Origin of the sequence: Planotetraspora sp. GP83, from assembly GCF_041262585.1 — a bacterium.
Classification (GTDB): Bacteria; Actinomycetota; Actinomycetes; order Streptosporangiales; family Streptosporangiaceae; genus JAOEGB01.
Genome location: NZ_JBGCBZ010000016.1, coordinates 109,058 through 122,367, shown reverse-complemented (window position 1 = coordinate 122,367; position 13,310 = coordinate 109,058). Strand labels below are relative to the sequence as shown.

At 70.7% G+C, this 13,310-nt stretch carries 14 protein-coding genes; 7 read left to right on the top strand and 7 right to left on the bottom strand.

The annotated features are described in order from the left end of the window. Positions 1 to 135: 135 nt before the first annotated feature. The 7 genes from ABH927_RS22440 (at position 136) to ABH927_RS22410 (ending at position 7,339) form a co-directional block, all read left to right on the top strand. On the top strand, positions 136 to 2,409 hold the full coding sequence (locus tag ABH927_RS22440; protein ID WP_370024228.1) for a nitrate- and nitrite sensing domain-containing protein: 2,274 nt from the start codon (positions 136 to 138) through the stop codon (positions 2,407 to 2,409). Next, the gene (locus ABH927_RS22435) at positions 2,406 to 2,825 is read left to right on the top strand and encodes a roadblock/LC7 domain-containing protein (protein WP_370024227.1); all 420 of its coding nucleotides are present in this window, start codon (positions 2,406 to 2,408) and stop codon (positions 2,823 to 2,825) included. The genes ABH927_RS22440 and ABH927_RS22435 overlap by 4 nt, the downstream gene beginning before the upstream one ends. Then, positions 2,822 to 3,205 carry a DUF742 domain-containing protein gene (locus ABH927_RS22430; RefSeq protein ID WP_370024226.1) on the top strand — a complete coding sequence of 128 codons (384 nt, stop codon included), beginning with the start codon at positions 2,822 to 2,824 and terminating at the stop codon, positions 3,203 to 3,205. The genes ABH927_RS22435 and ABH927_RS22430 overlap by 4 nt, the downstream gene beginning before the upstream one ends. Continuing rightward, positions 3,186 to 3,785: an ATP/GTP-binding protein gene (locus ABH927_RS22425; RefSeq protein ID WP_370024225.1), complete on the top strand. Its 600-nt coding sequence runs from the start codon at positions 3,186 to 3,188 to the stop codon at positions 3,783 to 3,785. Before ABH927_RS22430 ends, ABH927_RS22425 begins: the two co-directional genes overlap by 20 nt. A 68-nt stretch (positions 3,786 to 3,853) precedes the next feature. Next, positions 3,854 to 5,758 (top strand): amino acid transporter, encoded by a 1,905-nt coding sequence (locus tag ABH927_RS22420; protein WP_370024224.1) that lies wholly within the window; start codon positions 3,854 to 3,856, stop codon positions 5,756 to 5,758. Between the two features lie 30 nt (positions 5,759 to 5,788). Beyond that, on the top strand, positions 5,789 to 6,640 hold the full coding sequence (locus ABH927_RS22415) for a GNAT family N-acetyltransferase (RefSeq protein ID WP_370024223.1): 852 nt from the start codon (positions 5,789 to 5,791) through the stop codon (positions 6,638 to 6,640). A 108-nt stretch (positions 6,641 to 6,748) separates the two neighbouring features. Continuing rightward, a complete protein-coding gene (locus tag ABH927_RS22410; protein ID WP_370024222.1) occupies positions 6,749 to 7,339 on the top strand; it encodes a superoxide dismutase family protein in 591 nt (196 codons plus the stop codon). Positions 7,340 to 7,423: 84 nt separating this feature from the next. Here the strand turns inward: ABH927_RS22410 and ABH927_RS22405 are convergent, their stop codons facing one another. From ABH927_RS22405 to ABH927_RS22375, 7 genes are all read right to left on the bottom strand, one after another. Further along, positions 7,424 to 8,230 carry an SH3 domain-containing protein gene (locus ABH927_RS22405; RefSeq protein WP_370024221.1) on the bottom strand — a complete coding sequence of 269 codons (807 nt, stop codon included), beginning with the start codon at positions 8,228 to 8,230 and terminating at the stop codon, positions 7,424 to 7,426. A 176-nt stretch (positions 8,231 to 8,406) separates the two neighbouring features. Next, a complete protein-coding gene (locus ABH927_RS22400; RefSeq protein WP_370024220.1) occupies positions 8,407 to 8,847 on the bottom strand; it encodes a hypothetical protein in 441 nt (146 codons plus the stop codon). Positions 8,848 to 9,052: 205 nt separating this feature from the next. Continuing rightward, on the bottom strand, positions 9,053 to 9,493 hold the full coding sequence (locus ABH927_RS22395; protein WP_370024219.1) for a hypothetical protein: 441 nt from the start codon (positions 9,491 to 9,493) through the stop codon (positions 9,053 to 9,055). A 165-nt stretch (positions 9,494 to 9,658) separates the two neighbouring features. Then, a complete protein-coding gene (locus ABH927_RS22390; protein ID WP_370024218.1) occupies positions 9,659 to 11,641 on the bottom strand; it encodes a multicopper oxidase domain-containing protein in 1,983 nt (660 codons plus the stop codon). Beyond that, positions 11,631 to 11,774, bottom strand: a complete 144-nt coding sequence (locus tag ABH927_RS22385; protein ID WP_370024217.1) for a hypothetical protein — start codon at positions 11,772 to 11,774, stop codon at positions 11,631 to 11,633. Before ABH927_RS22385 ends, ABH927_RS22390 begins: the two co-directional genes overlap by 11 nt. Beyond that, positions 11,771 to 12,214, bottom strand: coding sequence for a DUF6220 domain-containing protein (locus tag ABH927_RS22380; protein WP_370024216.1), 444 nt, complete (start codon positions 12,212 to 12,214; stop codon positions 11,771 to 11,773). Before ABH927_RS22380 ends, ABH927_RS22385 begins: the two co-directional genes overlap by 4 nt. A gap of 118 nt (positions 12,215 to 12,332) precedes the next feature. Further along, positions 12,333 to 13,241: a zinc-binding dehydrogenase gene (locus ABH927_RS22375; RefSeq protein ID WP_370024215.1), complete on the bottom strand. Its 909-nt coding sequence runs from the start codon at positions 13,239 to 13,241 to the stop codon at positions 12,333 to 12,335. Between the last annotated feature and the right edge of the window lie 69 nt (positions 13,242 to 13,310).

Sequence of the window (13,310 nt, the reverse complement as noted above, 5' to 3'; positions counted from 1 at the left end):
GGTGTCCGGGATGTCGAGATATGGCGCGGCTATTTTTGTGCTGAGCGCGATGCACGTCGCCCTAGAGACAAGCAATTGTTAATCGCCAAAGAACGCGCCGTTACGGTCTTCTGACTTTTCGCTGGGTGGGTGTCTATGCGCTTCCGGAATTCGCGTGTGCGGACCAAGGTCGCGGCTTTGCTGGTGTCCCTCACAGCGCTGTGGGCGTTCGCGGCCTGGGTCACACTCCGGGAGGGCATAAATCTCGTCTGGGCCACCACCATCGACAGCGGCGTGGCCCAGCCCAGCGAGCCACTGCTGGTGGAGCTCCAGCATGAGCGCCGGCTGTCCCTGGTCCGGCTGGGAGACATCGCCCGCCTGTCCCGTAAGGAGCTCGACGACCAGCGGGCGCGCACCGACGCGACGGTCGCCGCCTTCGTGAAGTCCGCCAAGAGTGACAGCGTCCGATTCGCGGCGAGCCCGGGGCTGCTGGCACGCCTCGGCGACACGATCCGGCGGCTGGAAAGCCTGCCCGCCACCCGGGACGCCATCGACAGCGGCCACATGGACCGGGTCAAGGCCGAGGCGGCTTTCACCGACGTCATCGAGTCCTTCTACCGGGTGTACGACTCGGTGTCCTCCCTGGACGACGCCACGTTGGCCAAGGACGGCCGCACGCTGACGACCCTGAGCCGGGCCCGTGAGCTCCTCTCCCGCGAGGACGCGCTGCTCGCCGGAGTCTTCGCGTCCGGGCGGTTCACCGAGGCCGAGCACCAGGAGTTCGCCCAGGCTGTGGGCGTCCAGCGATACGTGCTTTCCCGGGCCGCCGCCGATCTGCCCGAGCCCGACCGTCCCGCGTTCGAGCAGTGGACGAAGTCACGGACGGTCACCAGTGTGCGGAACATGGAGGACCTGCTCTCCCAGAGCAGGCAGGCCGGTCGCATGCCCCTGGTCACGGACGCCCAGTGGCGGGCCGCCGCCGAGCCGGCTCTGGCGGGACTGCAGAAGGTCGTCCTGGACGCGGGCGACGGGCTGGTCCAGCGAGCGATCCCGGTCGCCGTCGGCGTCATCGCCCGTCTCGTGCTCGCCGGCGTGCTCGGACTGGTCGCGGTCATCGCGTCGATCATCCTGTCCATTACGACCGCCAGGGCCCTGGTCCGCGAGCTTGAGAAGCTGCGTACGGCCGCGCTCGAGTTGGCCAACGACCGCCTGCCTCGCGTCGTGGCCCGGCTCGCCCAGGGCGAGAAGGTCGACGTCGAGGTGGAGGCCCCACCGCTGGAGTTCGGCGGCGACGTCATCGGCCAGGTGGGCGCCGCCTTCAACGCGGTCCAGCAGACCGCGATCCGGACGGCCGTCGAGGAGGCCCAGCTCCGGCAGAGCATCCGCGACATCCTGCTCAGCCTCGCCCGGCGCACGCAGTCGCTCGTCCACCGGCAGCTCACGCTCCTCGACGTCATGGAGCGGCGCGAGACGGACCCGGCCGAGCTCAAGGACCTGTTCCGCATCGACCACCTCGCCACCCGGATGCGGCGCAACGCGGAGAACCTCATCGTGCTGTCCGGCGCGTCGCCCGCGCGGGCGTGGCGGCGCTCGGTCCCGATGGTCGACGTGGTGCGCGGCGCGCTCGCCGAGGTCGAGGACTACACCCGCGTCACCGTGCTTCCCATGGGGCAGGTCGGGCTGACCGGCCGCGCCGTGGGCGACGTCATCCACCTGCTGGCCGAGCTCATCGAGAACGCGGTGTCGTTCTCCCCGCCGTACACCATGGTCCAGGTCGGCGGGCAGCAGGTGGCCAGCGGTTACGCGCTGGAGATCGAGGACCGAGGCCTCGGGATGAGCCCCGAGGACCTGGCCGCGACCAACGAGCGGATCGCCGACCCCCCGGAGTTCAACCTGTCCAGTACGGCACGGCTCGGCCTGTACGTGGTGAGCCGGCTGGCCGAGCGGCACGAGATCCGGGTGTCGCTCAAGGCGTCGCCGTACGGGGGCACGACGGCAGTGGTCCTGCTGCCGCGCGAGGTGGTGATCGACAACGCGGAGGCCCTTCCCGACCAGGAGGAGGAGAACGTGCGAAAGATCGCTCTTGTCGGCGCGCCCGAGGCGCCCGCCGAGCCTGAGGCGCGGCTCGTGCCCGAGGCTCCGGCCGTGCCCGAGGCTTCGGCCGGGCCCGGGATGCTCGCCCCACCGGCCCGTGAGCCGGCGAGATCCGCGCCGCCCGCGTCGTTCACGCCTTCCGGCCTGCCCTTCCGGGTGCCGCAGGCGAGCCTGGCGCCGTCGCTCGCCGAGGAGCAGCCGGCATCGGCCGATGACGACGAAGACGAGCGCACGCCCGACGACATCCGTAAGATCATGGGGTCGTTTCAGACGGGAACCAGGCGGGGCAGGTCCGAAGCGGCGAGGCTGCTTGGCGAAGGAGAGAACACCCGGTGACGCAGAGGACGAGCACTTCCGCCGACCTGGCCTGGTTGCTCGACGACCTCGTCACGCGCGTGCGGGAGGTCGAGCACGGGGTCGTCCTCTCGACGGACGGCCTCCTCCTGGCCTCCTCGCGAGACCTGCGCACGGACGACGCCGAGCACCTGTCCGCCGTCGCCTCCGGGCTGCAGAGCCTCGCCAGGGGAGTCGGCGACCGGTTCGGGGGCGGCACCGTACGGCAGACGATCGTCGAGATGAAGTCGGCCTACCTGCTCGTGACCGTGGCGGGGCAGGGGGCCTGCCTGGCCGTGCTGTGCGCCGGCGACGGAGACGTGGGCCTCGTCGCCTACGAGATGGCGATGCTGGTCGTCCGCGTGGGTCCGTACCTCACATCCCCCGCCCGTGCCGTCGGCGGCGGGGCTGAGCGATGAACGACTGGAACGGCGACTGGAGCCCGGACGAGGAGCGGCTTCTCGACGCGCCGACCGTCCGGCCGTACGTGATCGCGCGTGGCCGCACCGAGGCCCAGGACCGGTTCGACCTCATCACGCTCGCCGTGACGATCCGGCCCACGACCGGCGCCGAGATCGGCCTCGATCCGGAGCACCAGGCCATCGTGCGACTGTGCCGGAGGCCGCTGTCGGTGGCGGAGATCGCCGCCCACATGGACCTCCCGGCCGGGATCGTCCGAGTCCTGCTCGGCGACCTGTTCGACCGCGGGTTCGTCGCCGTGCAGGAGCCCCAACCGGAGGTGGACGTGCTGGACGAGAGAATGTACAGGGCGGTGCTCGATGGTCTCCGGGCGCTCTGACGTGCCGAAGAAGCCCACCCCGAAGATGCCCACGGCGGTCAAGCTTCTGATCGCCGGCGGGTTCGGCGTGGGCAAGACCACCATGGTCGGCGCGGTCTCCGAGATCAGGCCCCTGCGCACGGAGGAGACGCTCACCGACCGCAGCGTCGGCGTCGACGACCTGTCCGGCGTGGAGGCGAAGTCCACCACCACGGTGGCGATGGACTTCGGCCGCATCAGCATCGGCGACGACTTCGTGCTGTACCTGTTCGGCACGCCGGGGCAGGAGCGGTTCTGGTTCGTGTGGGACGAGCTCGCGCGAGGGGCGCTCGGCGCGGTCGTGCTCGCCGACACGCGGCGGCTGGCCGACTGCTTCCCCTCGGTCGACTACTTCGAGCGGCGCGGCACGCCGTTCATCGTGGCGGTCAACTGCTTCGAGGGCGCTCCGATGTTCCAGCTCGACGAGGTGAAGCTCGCGCTCAACCTCGGCCCGGACGTCCCCGTCCTGCTCTGCGACGCGCGGAAGCGGGATTCGGGCAAGGAGGTGCTGATCGCGCTGGTCAAGCACGCGTACGGCAAGCGCCCCGCCGCGGTGAGCTAGCGGCTTCTGGTCAACCGCATACGTGTCCTTGACGAACGGGGCCGAGGGCAGCTCGTAAGGTGCGGAGTGTGGGGGCCGGGGATGGGGTGCGCTCCTGGCTTCTGGAGGGGCTCCAGCACGCGGATCTGAAGGTGCAGAGCCCCTATGGGCCGGAGGAACCGCACGGGCGGCACCCGTGGTGGCAGGTCATGTGCCTCACGGGCGTCGACTACTTCTCCACGCTCGGCTACCAGCCGGGCATCGCCGCGCTCGCGGCGGGCGCCCTGTCGCCGGTCGCCACACTGTTCCTCGTCATGCTGACGCTGTTCGGCGCGCTGCCCGTCTACCGGCGGGTGGCCGTCGAGAGCCCGCACGGGCAGGGCTCCATCGCGATGCTGGAACGGCTCGCGCCGCATTGGTGGGGGAAGCTGTTCGTGCTGGTCCTGCTCGGGTTCGCGGCCACGGACTTCGTCATCACGATGACCCTGTCCGCCGCCGACGCGACGGCTCACGCCCTGGAGAACCCCTTCGCCCCGGGATGGCTCCAAGGGCACCAGATAGGCGTGACGCTGGTGCTTCTCGGATTGCTCGGGGCGGTGTTCCTCGTGGGCTTCGGCGAGGCGATCGGCATCGCCGTACTGCTGGTAGCCGTCTATCTCGCGCTCAACGCGGTGGTGGTCGCGACGGCGCTGCTCCACGTCATGGAGCACCCGGCACTGCTCGCCGGCTGGGAGCACGCCCTGCTGTCGCGGCACGACGGCCCGCTGACCATGGTCGGCTTCTCCCTGCTCGTCATGCCCAAGCTCGCGCTCGGCCTGTCCGGGTTCGAGACGGGCGTGGCGGTGCTGCCGCTGGTGAAGGGGGATCTGGAGGCGAGGATCAGGGGCGCCAAGCGCCTGCTCACCACCGCTGCGGCGATCATGAGCGTCTTCCTGATCCTGAGCAGCGTCGTCACGGCCGTGCTCATCCCGGAAAAGGAGTTCCAGGAGGGCGGCAAGGCCAACGGGCGGGCCCTGGCCTACCTCGCCCACGGCTACCTGGGCGACTGGTTCGGCACGCTGTACGACGTCAGCACGATCACGATCCTCTGGTTCGCCGGGGCCTCGGCGATGGCGGGGCTGCTCAACCTCGTCCCGCGCTACCTTCCCCGGTACGGCATGGCCCCCGACTGGACCCGGGCCGTACGGCCTCTGGTGCTGGTGTTCACCCTGATCGCCTTCGCCATCACGATCATCTTCAGGGCGAGCGTGCAGGCGCAGGGCGGGGCGTACGCCACCGGCGTGCTCGTGCTGATTCTGTCGGCGGCCGTCGCGGTGACCATCTCGGCTCATCGGCGCGGGCGGCGGAGGCTGGTGGCCGCGTTCGTCACGATCTCCGCTGTGCTCGCCTACACGCTGGTCGCCAACGTCATCGAGCGGCCCGAGGGCGTGAAGATCGCGTCCTTCTTCATCGTGGCCATCGTCGGGACCTCGCTGATCTCCCGGGCGACCAGGTCGACCGAGCTGCGCGTCACAAATGTCCATCTGGATTCCCTGGCCGAGGAGTCCATCAACGAGGCCGCCGGGGAGATCCACCTCATCGCCAACGAACCCGAGGCCCGCGACCAGGCCGAGTACAACCACAAGCTGCGCGAGATGTGGCTGACCCACCGGCTGCGGACATCCGAGCCGCTCATGTTCGTGGAGGTGACCGTGCCCGACGCCTCGGAGTTCGAGACCGAGCTCCGCGTCGAGGGCGAGGAGCGGTATGGCCACCGCATCCTCCGGATCGAGAGTTCGACGGTCCCGAACGCGCTCGCCGCTCTGCTGCTCTACCTCCGCGACCGCACCGGTAGGGTGCCCCACATCTACTTCCACTGGGCCGAGGGCAACCCCATCGTCGCCATGCTTCGCTACCTCCTCTTCGGCGGCGGCGACGTGCCCGCGATGACCCGCGAGGTCCTGCGGCAGGCCGAGCCCGACCGCGAGCGCCGCCCGCATGTCCACGTGGGGTGAGGAAACGCCCGTTTCTCCGAGGAGATCGTCGTGCCTGATCCGATCACGCGTGCCGCCCTGGACGCGGACATGCCGGCCGTACGCGCCGTCGCGTCGCACTTCGACCTCCTGGGCAAGTGGCCGGGCACGCCCGACTTCCTGGACGCGGAGCGGACGTTCGGCGACCTCCTCGTGGGTTCCGACGGGCATGCGGGGGTCGTCGGTTACGGCGGGACCCTGCGCCGGGGGTCGGTGACCCACCTGGGAGACCTGTTCGTCCTGCCGGAGCACCAGTCGTCCGGCATCGGCCGGATGCTCCTCGACGAGCTGCTCCCGCATGGGGCGCCCCTCGTCACCTTCGCGTCGGCCGACCCGAGGGCGATGGCCCTCTACGTGAGGCGCGGCATGCGGCCGAGATGCCCGCTGCTCTATCTGACCGGTTCGCCGAGGTCGCTGGACCGGCCCGTGGCGTACGGCGAGCAGGCGGAGCGCGCCGGCGCCCGCCCGGCCGGGAAGGCGGGGAAGGCAGGCGAGGCGGGGAAACTGGACGCGGAGGTCTCCGGCGGCGACCGTTCCGCCACTCTCGCCTGGTATGCCGGGCTGCCCGGCGTGACGTGCGGAGTCATCGGTGGCGGGTACGCGTTCGCCCGGCTGGCCGGCGGCGAACTGGTGGTGGGACCGGCGGGCGGCGTGACTCCACCGGACTGCGTCGCGGCGGTCCTCGGAGCCTGCGCCGCGCATCCGGAGGTGGACGTCGTCCGCATGGCGGTGCCTGGAGCGCACCCGCTCCTGCCCGCGCTTCTCGCGGCGGGCTGGCGCATCACCGACATGGACACCTTCATGACGAGCGACGACAGTCTCGTACGGCTGGACCGGTACGTGCCCCACCCCGATCTGGGATAGACGGCATGGGGGACGCCCAGACTTGACGCCGCCTTGGCCCTATGCGTGCGCGCGTTGTGCCTACGCTGGCCGTAGACGCCAGCGGATCTTGTCCACGGGGAGATTCTCATGCTCGGCACGACATCTCTGGCCCTGGCCGTCACGCTCGGAACGGCAGCCGCCGTACCCGGGGTCGCCATGGCCGACACGCCGCCGACGCCGTCCGACGCCAAGGCCGGCGCCGTCATCAGAGACGCCGAAGGCAACCAGGTCGGCACGCTCAGCGTCGAGGACGCCGGGAACGGCAAGTCCACGGTGACCGTCAGAGCAGAGGGCCTGCCACCCGGATTCCACGGGTTCCATGTCCACAGCAAGGGGACCTGCGAGGCCGGATCGACCGACCCGGCCACCGGGAGCCCCTTCTTCAGTTCTGGACCGCACCTGGACGCCCGGTCTCACCCGCAGCACTCGGGCGACCTGCCCAACCTCCTGGTGAACAAGGACGGTACGGCGAAGGCCACCTACGTGACCGACCGCTTCCGGGTCAGCGGGCTTGCCGGGGACGAGGGCACCTCGGTCATCATCCACTCGAAGCCGGACAACTACGCCAACATCCCCGAGCGTTACAGCCATGAGGGCAAAGCCGGTCCCGACGCCGAGACCCTCAAGGCCGGTGACTCCGGCAGCCGCATCGCCTGCGGCGTGATCAGCGGCGAGTAGCCGCCCGTTTCGACCAGTGTTCCCCGCCCCCGGCTGGCGGGATGGCCGGGAGCGGGGAACGTCGGCGGGGGGCTGTGCGCGCCGCTAGCCGGCCTGTTTCGCCAGGTAGTGGGCCGAGGCCCAGCCCGGGTCGCCCTTGGCGGACTTGACCGCGACCCAGCCGTGGTGCGCCCCACAGGATCCGGCGAAGCGGCCGTCGGCCGCCTTGAGGGTGCCGACCGGGCGGAACCGCAGCCCAGGACCCTTGCGGACGTTGAGGAAGCCGCCCGTCCGCAGGTTGGTGACCCGGTAGGCGCAGGCGAGGGCGGGGCGTGTCACCACAGGGTGAGAGGCCCGGAGCTTGCGCAGGAAGCCGGCCGAGGCCCAGCCCGGGGTGCCCTTGGCGGACTTGACCGCGACCCAGCCGTGGTGCGCCCCGCACGATCCGGCGAAGCGGCCGTCGGCCGCGCTGAGCTTGCCGACCGGGCGGAACCGCAGCGCCGGCCCCTTCCGCACGTTGAGGAAGCTGGAGGGCCGCACGCGGTGCAGCCGGTAGCTGCACGCCAGCGTCGGCCGGGCCTCCCTAGGGATCGGGCGGGGGACGGCCCGGGCGGCGCCCGTCACATGGATCCCCGTTACATGAATCCCCGTCGCATGCGGGGCCTTTCCTTGGAGGGCCCCGGCGAGAGGGGCGGGGAGAAGGGCAGTGGGGAGCAGAGCGGTGGGGGCGAACGTGGTGGGTGTATGAGTGGCGGCCGTGGCCTTAGCCGGGGCGCTGGTTTGGGTGGTGGCCCGTGTTGTAGCCCGTGTTGTGGCCTGCGCAGCGGCCTGAGCCGGGGCGGCGGCTGCCATGAGCCACCCCGCGGCGGCGCAGGCCGTCAGCACGGGGACGACCCGCTTGGCGATTGTCACGATGTCTCCCTTCGGTCCGCATCGCTCGATCCGGGCCAGAGAGCCCGGCACACGATGCTCACCGGGAGTTGTTATCCAATTACTCTGCGTTTAACACGGCCCCATGGCAGGGCTGTTTTTCTTTACCTGTCGCCGGGCGTGTGACCCGGATTCTTGGCGGATCCGGATCCGGATGCTCAGCGGCCCGTTTCGCGGAAGGTCGCGACTATGGCGCGCAGCCGTCGGCTGTTGGCCGCGGCGCGAGAGGCCGGGGTCGTCGTTGAGATCCGGTGATAGTGCTCGGCGCCTTCGACGAAGGTGAACAGCATTGCCACGCGCCCTTCGTCGACTTCGCCCTGGAAGTCGTACTGGACCCCCGGCATGCCTCCGATGGTCACGCGGCGCGGCTTCGACACGCGGACCCGGTCGAATGCCTTGCTCAAGAAGTTGATCATGTTCTTGGCGTAGGCGCCGAGGTCCCACGCGTACGGGCGCTTGTCCTCGCTCGCCACGTCCAGATACTCGACATACTGATCGCTGCCGACATCGAGCACGTCGTCGTCGCTGATCTTCATGCGCGACCAGGTGACCGGTATCGCGATCCGGCTGTGCCCGTCCGTGGCCGTGACCACCTTCATGCCGGGCCCTACGGGCACCCGGGTCGGCCTGACGGTGGGCCGCGGAGAAGGGCTGGAGCTGTGCTGAGGTCGGCTCGCCGCCGCTGAGGCGGGAGCAGAGGATGCGTTCCGCCGGTCCGTTTCGACGGCTGCGCCACCGCCACAGGCGGTGAGCAGCAGGGCGGTGAGCAGCAGAGCGGGGGGCAGGGATCCCGGCAACCGTCGGTCAGCCGTAGTCATTCTCCTCGTACTCCTTCAGATGCAGCAGACGGCGGATCTTTTCGGACGGCTCCGTACCGTCGTGCCGAGCGGCGTTCAGCACTTCCTGGATCAGCGCGGACCGGGTCGCCGCTCTGGCGGCCTGAAGCCGGTGCCGCTGAGCCTTGAGCGATTCGGCTCGCAGGCCGGACGGCCCCGCCGGACTCGGGCCGGTCGGCTCCACCGGATTCTTCGCCGCCGTCCGGTCTGGCCCCGGAACACTGACGGGCTCGCTTGAGCATCCGGCCGCCGTCACGCCGCAGGCGACGACGAGGGCCATCGAAACGGTGCGCGCGAAGCTGGAAATGGACCGCGTCATGCCGTCCATCGTCAAAATCACGTCCAGTGACCGGCCATCGGCGCCAATGGTCCAGGCCGCTCCAGCGCCGCCGGCTCGCGGGGCGAACATCTGCCCATGATTGCGGAACAAAGGACCTGGATCAAGCTGGATTAAATTAGACGAAATTCCGATGGCTGGCCGGCTCAATGCGCGGATAACCCGGTGTCATTACTCCCCGCTCGTCCATTATGGCTGCCGTATTAGTGCCCTCCGGTGTTCATCGCCTTCCACGGCTCAGCCTCCGTGGGTGCCGTGGAAGGGAGTGGTGACGCCCTCGTAGGCCAGATGAAGGGCCATGCCCTGGTCGGCGTGGCTCAGGTTGTGGCAGTGGTTCATCCACAGGCCAGGGTTGGTCGCGCGGAACGCCACCTCCCACACCTCGCCGGGCCGTACGTCGAAGGTGTCCAGCCAGAGCGGGCTGCCGCTCGGAGCACGGCCGTCACGGGCCAGCACCAGCACGCGATGGCCGTGCAGATGCCAGGGATGGGTCTCGCGCCCCCGGTTCACGACGGTCATCCGGACCAGGTCTCCAGTCGAGACCATCTGCGTGGGGATGGACGGGAACGCCCGGCCGTTGACCGTGTGCGCGTACATCGGCCGTCCGCCGACCAGCGCGAGACCCCGGTCGAGCACGAGGGTGAACCGCCGGTCGAAACGGCTCGCCGCGCTGAACGGCATGGCGTCCCCGTTCGCGACCGCCGTGCCGTACCGCGTGAGGTCCAGCTCAGGCCAGCCCGAGGTGTCTTCGTCCGAGCGCGCCGCACCCGGTGCGATGGAGGTGCTCTCCATGGTGGGGGTGAAGCGTACGGCTGCGGTCCGGTCGTCGGCCTTCAGCACGGCGACGGGCGCGGAGGATCCGGCGGGCGCCGGGGGCATGGTGAACGAGAGGTCGTATCGGCCGCCTGCGGGCAGGCGCAGCCCCACCCGGTCGAGCTCGCCTGGGCCGTTGAGGTCGGTGCCGTCCACGGACACCAGCCGGTACGGCGTGCCGCCGAGGGTGAACCGGTGTGGCGTGTTGTCGGTGTTGATGAGACGCAGCCGCACGGGCGTGCCCGGCGCCACGCGCTGGTCGATCGGCTGGTCGTGGTCGCCGAACACGAGCCGTCCCGCGAAAGTGTGCACCGGAACGGTGACGTCCACGCCCGTCGATCGCGGCCCGACCACGAGCGTGCCGTACAGACCCATCCTGACCCCGCGGTCGGAGACCTCATGGGTGTGGTACCAGTACGTGCCGGTCCGGTCGGCCAGGAACCGGTAGACGAACTCCCGCCCGGGAAGGGTCGCCTCCTGGGTCAGGCCGGGGACGCCGTCCTCGCCGGAGGGCACGTCGTAACCGTGCCAGTGCAACGTCACGCCCGGCCCGATGTCGGCATTGCGCAGCCGCACCTCAACGAGATCGCCCACAGCGGCCGTAATGGGCGGCCCCGGCGCCTGGCCGTTGAAGGTCCACGCCGCGACCCGCTGCCCGGACGACAGAGTGATGGTGGCGGTGCGGGCGGTCAGCGTGTATCGGCGGATGGTGCCGCCCGGAGCCGGTGCGGCCGGCCCGCGTAGCGAGGTCACCGCCACCGGCCCACCCCGCTCCCCGAGGCCCTCGTGTCCCTCGTGCTCGCCGTGCGTGTCGCGTATGGCGGGGTGTCCCATGCCGCCGCCTGTGTCGGTGGCTTCGGCGGGGAGGAATGCCAGGCCGGCGCCGATCAGGCCGGTCACGGTGGTCGCTGCCGTGGCGGTTCGCCGCCACACGGACGCCGGGCGCCAGGTCACGAGGACCGCGGTCGCGACGATGGCCACCGTGATGAGGGCCATGCTCCACGTCGCGGGGTAGCCGAACACTAACGTGACCACCAGCCCGGCCGCCGCCGCGTAGCCCGTGCTCAGCAGCGGCACCACGACGGCGGGCGATTCCGCGGAGCCAGGCTCGCTGGGGCGGCGGGCGGCCAGAGCCAGGCGGGGCCCCGCCAGCACGGTCGCGACCAGTCCGGTGACGAGTAGCAGCGGCAGGGCGACCGTGACCTTCTCCTGCGCGAACCACCATCCGGCGCGGGAGAGCGCGAAGACGCTCCCCACGCGGGCCAGTGACGCCGGCACCGCGGCGGCGAACAATGAGAGCGCGAGTCTCGGGCGCCGGAGGGCCGCCGCGACGCCGGCCCCCAGCCATGCCGCCGTGGTCACCACGGCGGCGAGCAGGTCGAGCGCCATGAGCTGGTCAGTCGCCATGCAGCGCCGCCACGCCGACCGTCGTCACGCCGACCGTCGTCACGCCGACCGTCGTCACGCCGACCGTCGTCACGCCGACCGTCGTCACGCCGACCGCCGCCGTGATCCCCACGGTCGGGAGGCCCGTTCTCATGACGCTTGGGCGGCGGCGTCTCTTGGCGCGTCACCGGTCGTCGTCGCGAGGAGGCGGGCTCCCCGGAACACGAACCCGGAGACGCCCATGATGGCCAGGCCGTTGACCGCGTGCAGGCCGAGGACGGCGAGGGACGCCGGGGTGGTGTTGCCGGTGCTGTCGTCCAGTGCCTCACCGAGGGCGATGATGAGCATCTGCACGATGACCAGGCCCAGTGGCAGGATCGTGAGCGCGATCTGGCGCCCTGGCGCCCGGGACAGCGCCGCCGCCACGGTGGCCAGCAGCGAGAGGACCGGGATGACGAGCGTGCCGGTCACGCTGTGCAGTGCGAACGAGCCGTCCACCTGCGGCTTGTCGAACGCGCCGACCGCCGCGAAGTAGAACTGCACGACGACCGACAGCAGCAGAAGGCCGGCGAGAGCGGCGTAGACCCTGCGCATGGGCGTTACTCCCTTTCCTGTGGATGCACAGTGGTGATCGTGTCCCAGGACGTCCGGGGTGTCGTCCGCCGCTCAGCGACACGTCGCGTACGCCCCAGGGAGTACGGCGACGGCGCGGCTAGCTCACGTCCAGTACAGCCTTGCCGGCCACGCGGCGGCCGGCGAGCGCGTCGGCGGCCTCGTTCACCCTGTCCCACGGGCCTCTCCAGCCGACCTCGACGACGAGAGCGCCAGTGGCCACCAACCGGACCAGAGCGGCGAGGTCGGGCCCGACGTCGGAGGCGTCGCCGAACGAGCTCAGCGTCCTGGCGGCGCCGAGGGCGAAGGTCGAGTACGGCGGGAAGACGGCGGGCTCTCCGGACGCCCATCCGATGCTCTGCACGTTGCCTCCGGGAGCGAGGAGGCTCCAGGCGGCGACGAGCTGGGGCCCGCCCACGTGGTCCAGGATCAGGTCGACCGGCTGGTCTATGCCGTCGAGACCGGCGACCACCTCGTGGGCGCCGAGCGCGGCCAGGCCCTCGCCGCGCTCCGCCGTACCGACAGAGGCGATCACGTGGGCGCCGCCGTGCGCGGCGAGCTGTACGGCCATGCGGCCGACACCTCCGGAGGCGCCTGTGACGAGCACCCTCCTGCCGAGGATGGGTCCGGCCGCGCGCAGCGTGCGGAGGGCGGTGATGCCCGCCAGCGGCAAGGCCGCGGCGTCGGCCAGGTCGATCGACGCGGGCACCTCGGCCAGGTCGCTCGTGGCGACCGCGATCCGTTGCGCCCAGGCGCCGACGGAGAAGGCCACGACTCGCGTCCCCACGGCCGGCCCGCCGCCGTCGGCCGCGGCCCGCGCGACCACGCCTGAGGCGTCGCAGCCGAGAACGGTCCCCGGCGGGCGCACGTCGACGCGCAGGTCACCGTGGTTGATCGATACATGCCGGACATCCACCAGCGCCTCGTACGGCTGCGGCACCGGGTCGGGAATCTCGCCCATCCGCATTCCCGAGGCGTCCGCGTTGACGACCAGTGCCCCGACACCCATCTATGTGCTCCTCATGCTTCCATGCTAAGCGGACCATCGGTCCGTCTCTGGATGTCGAGTACGATACGG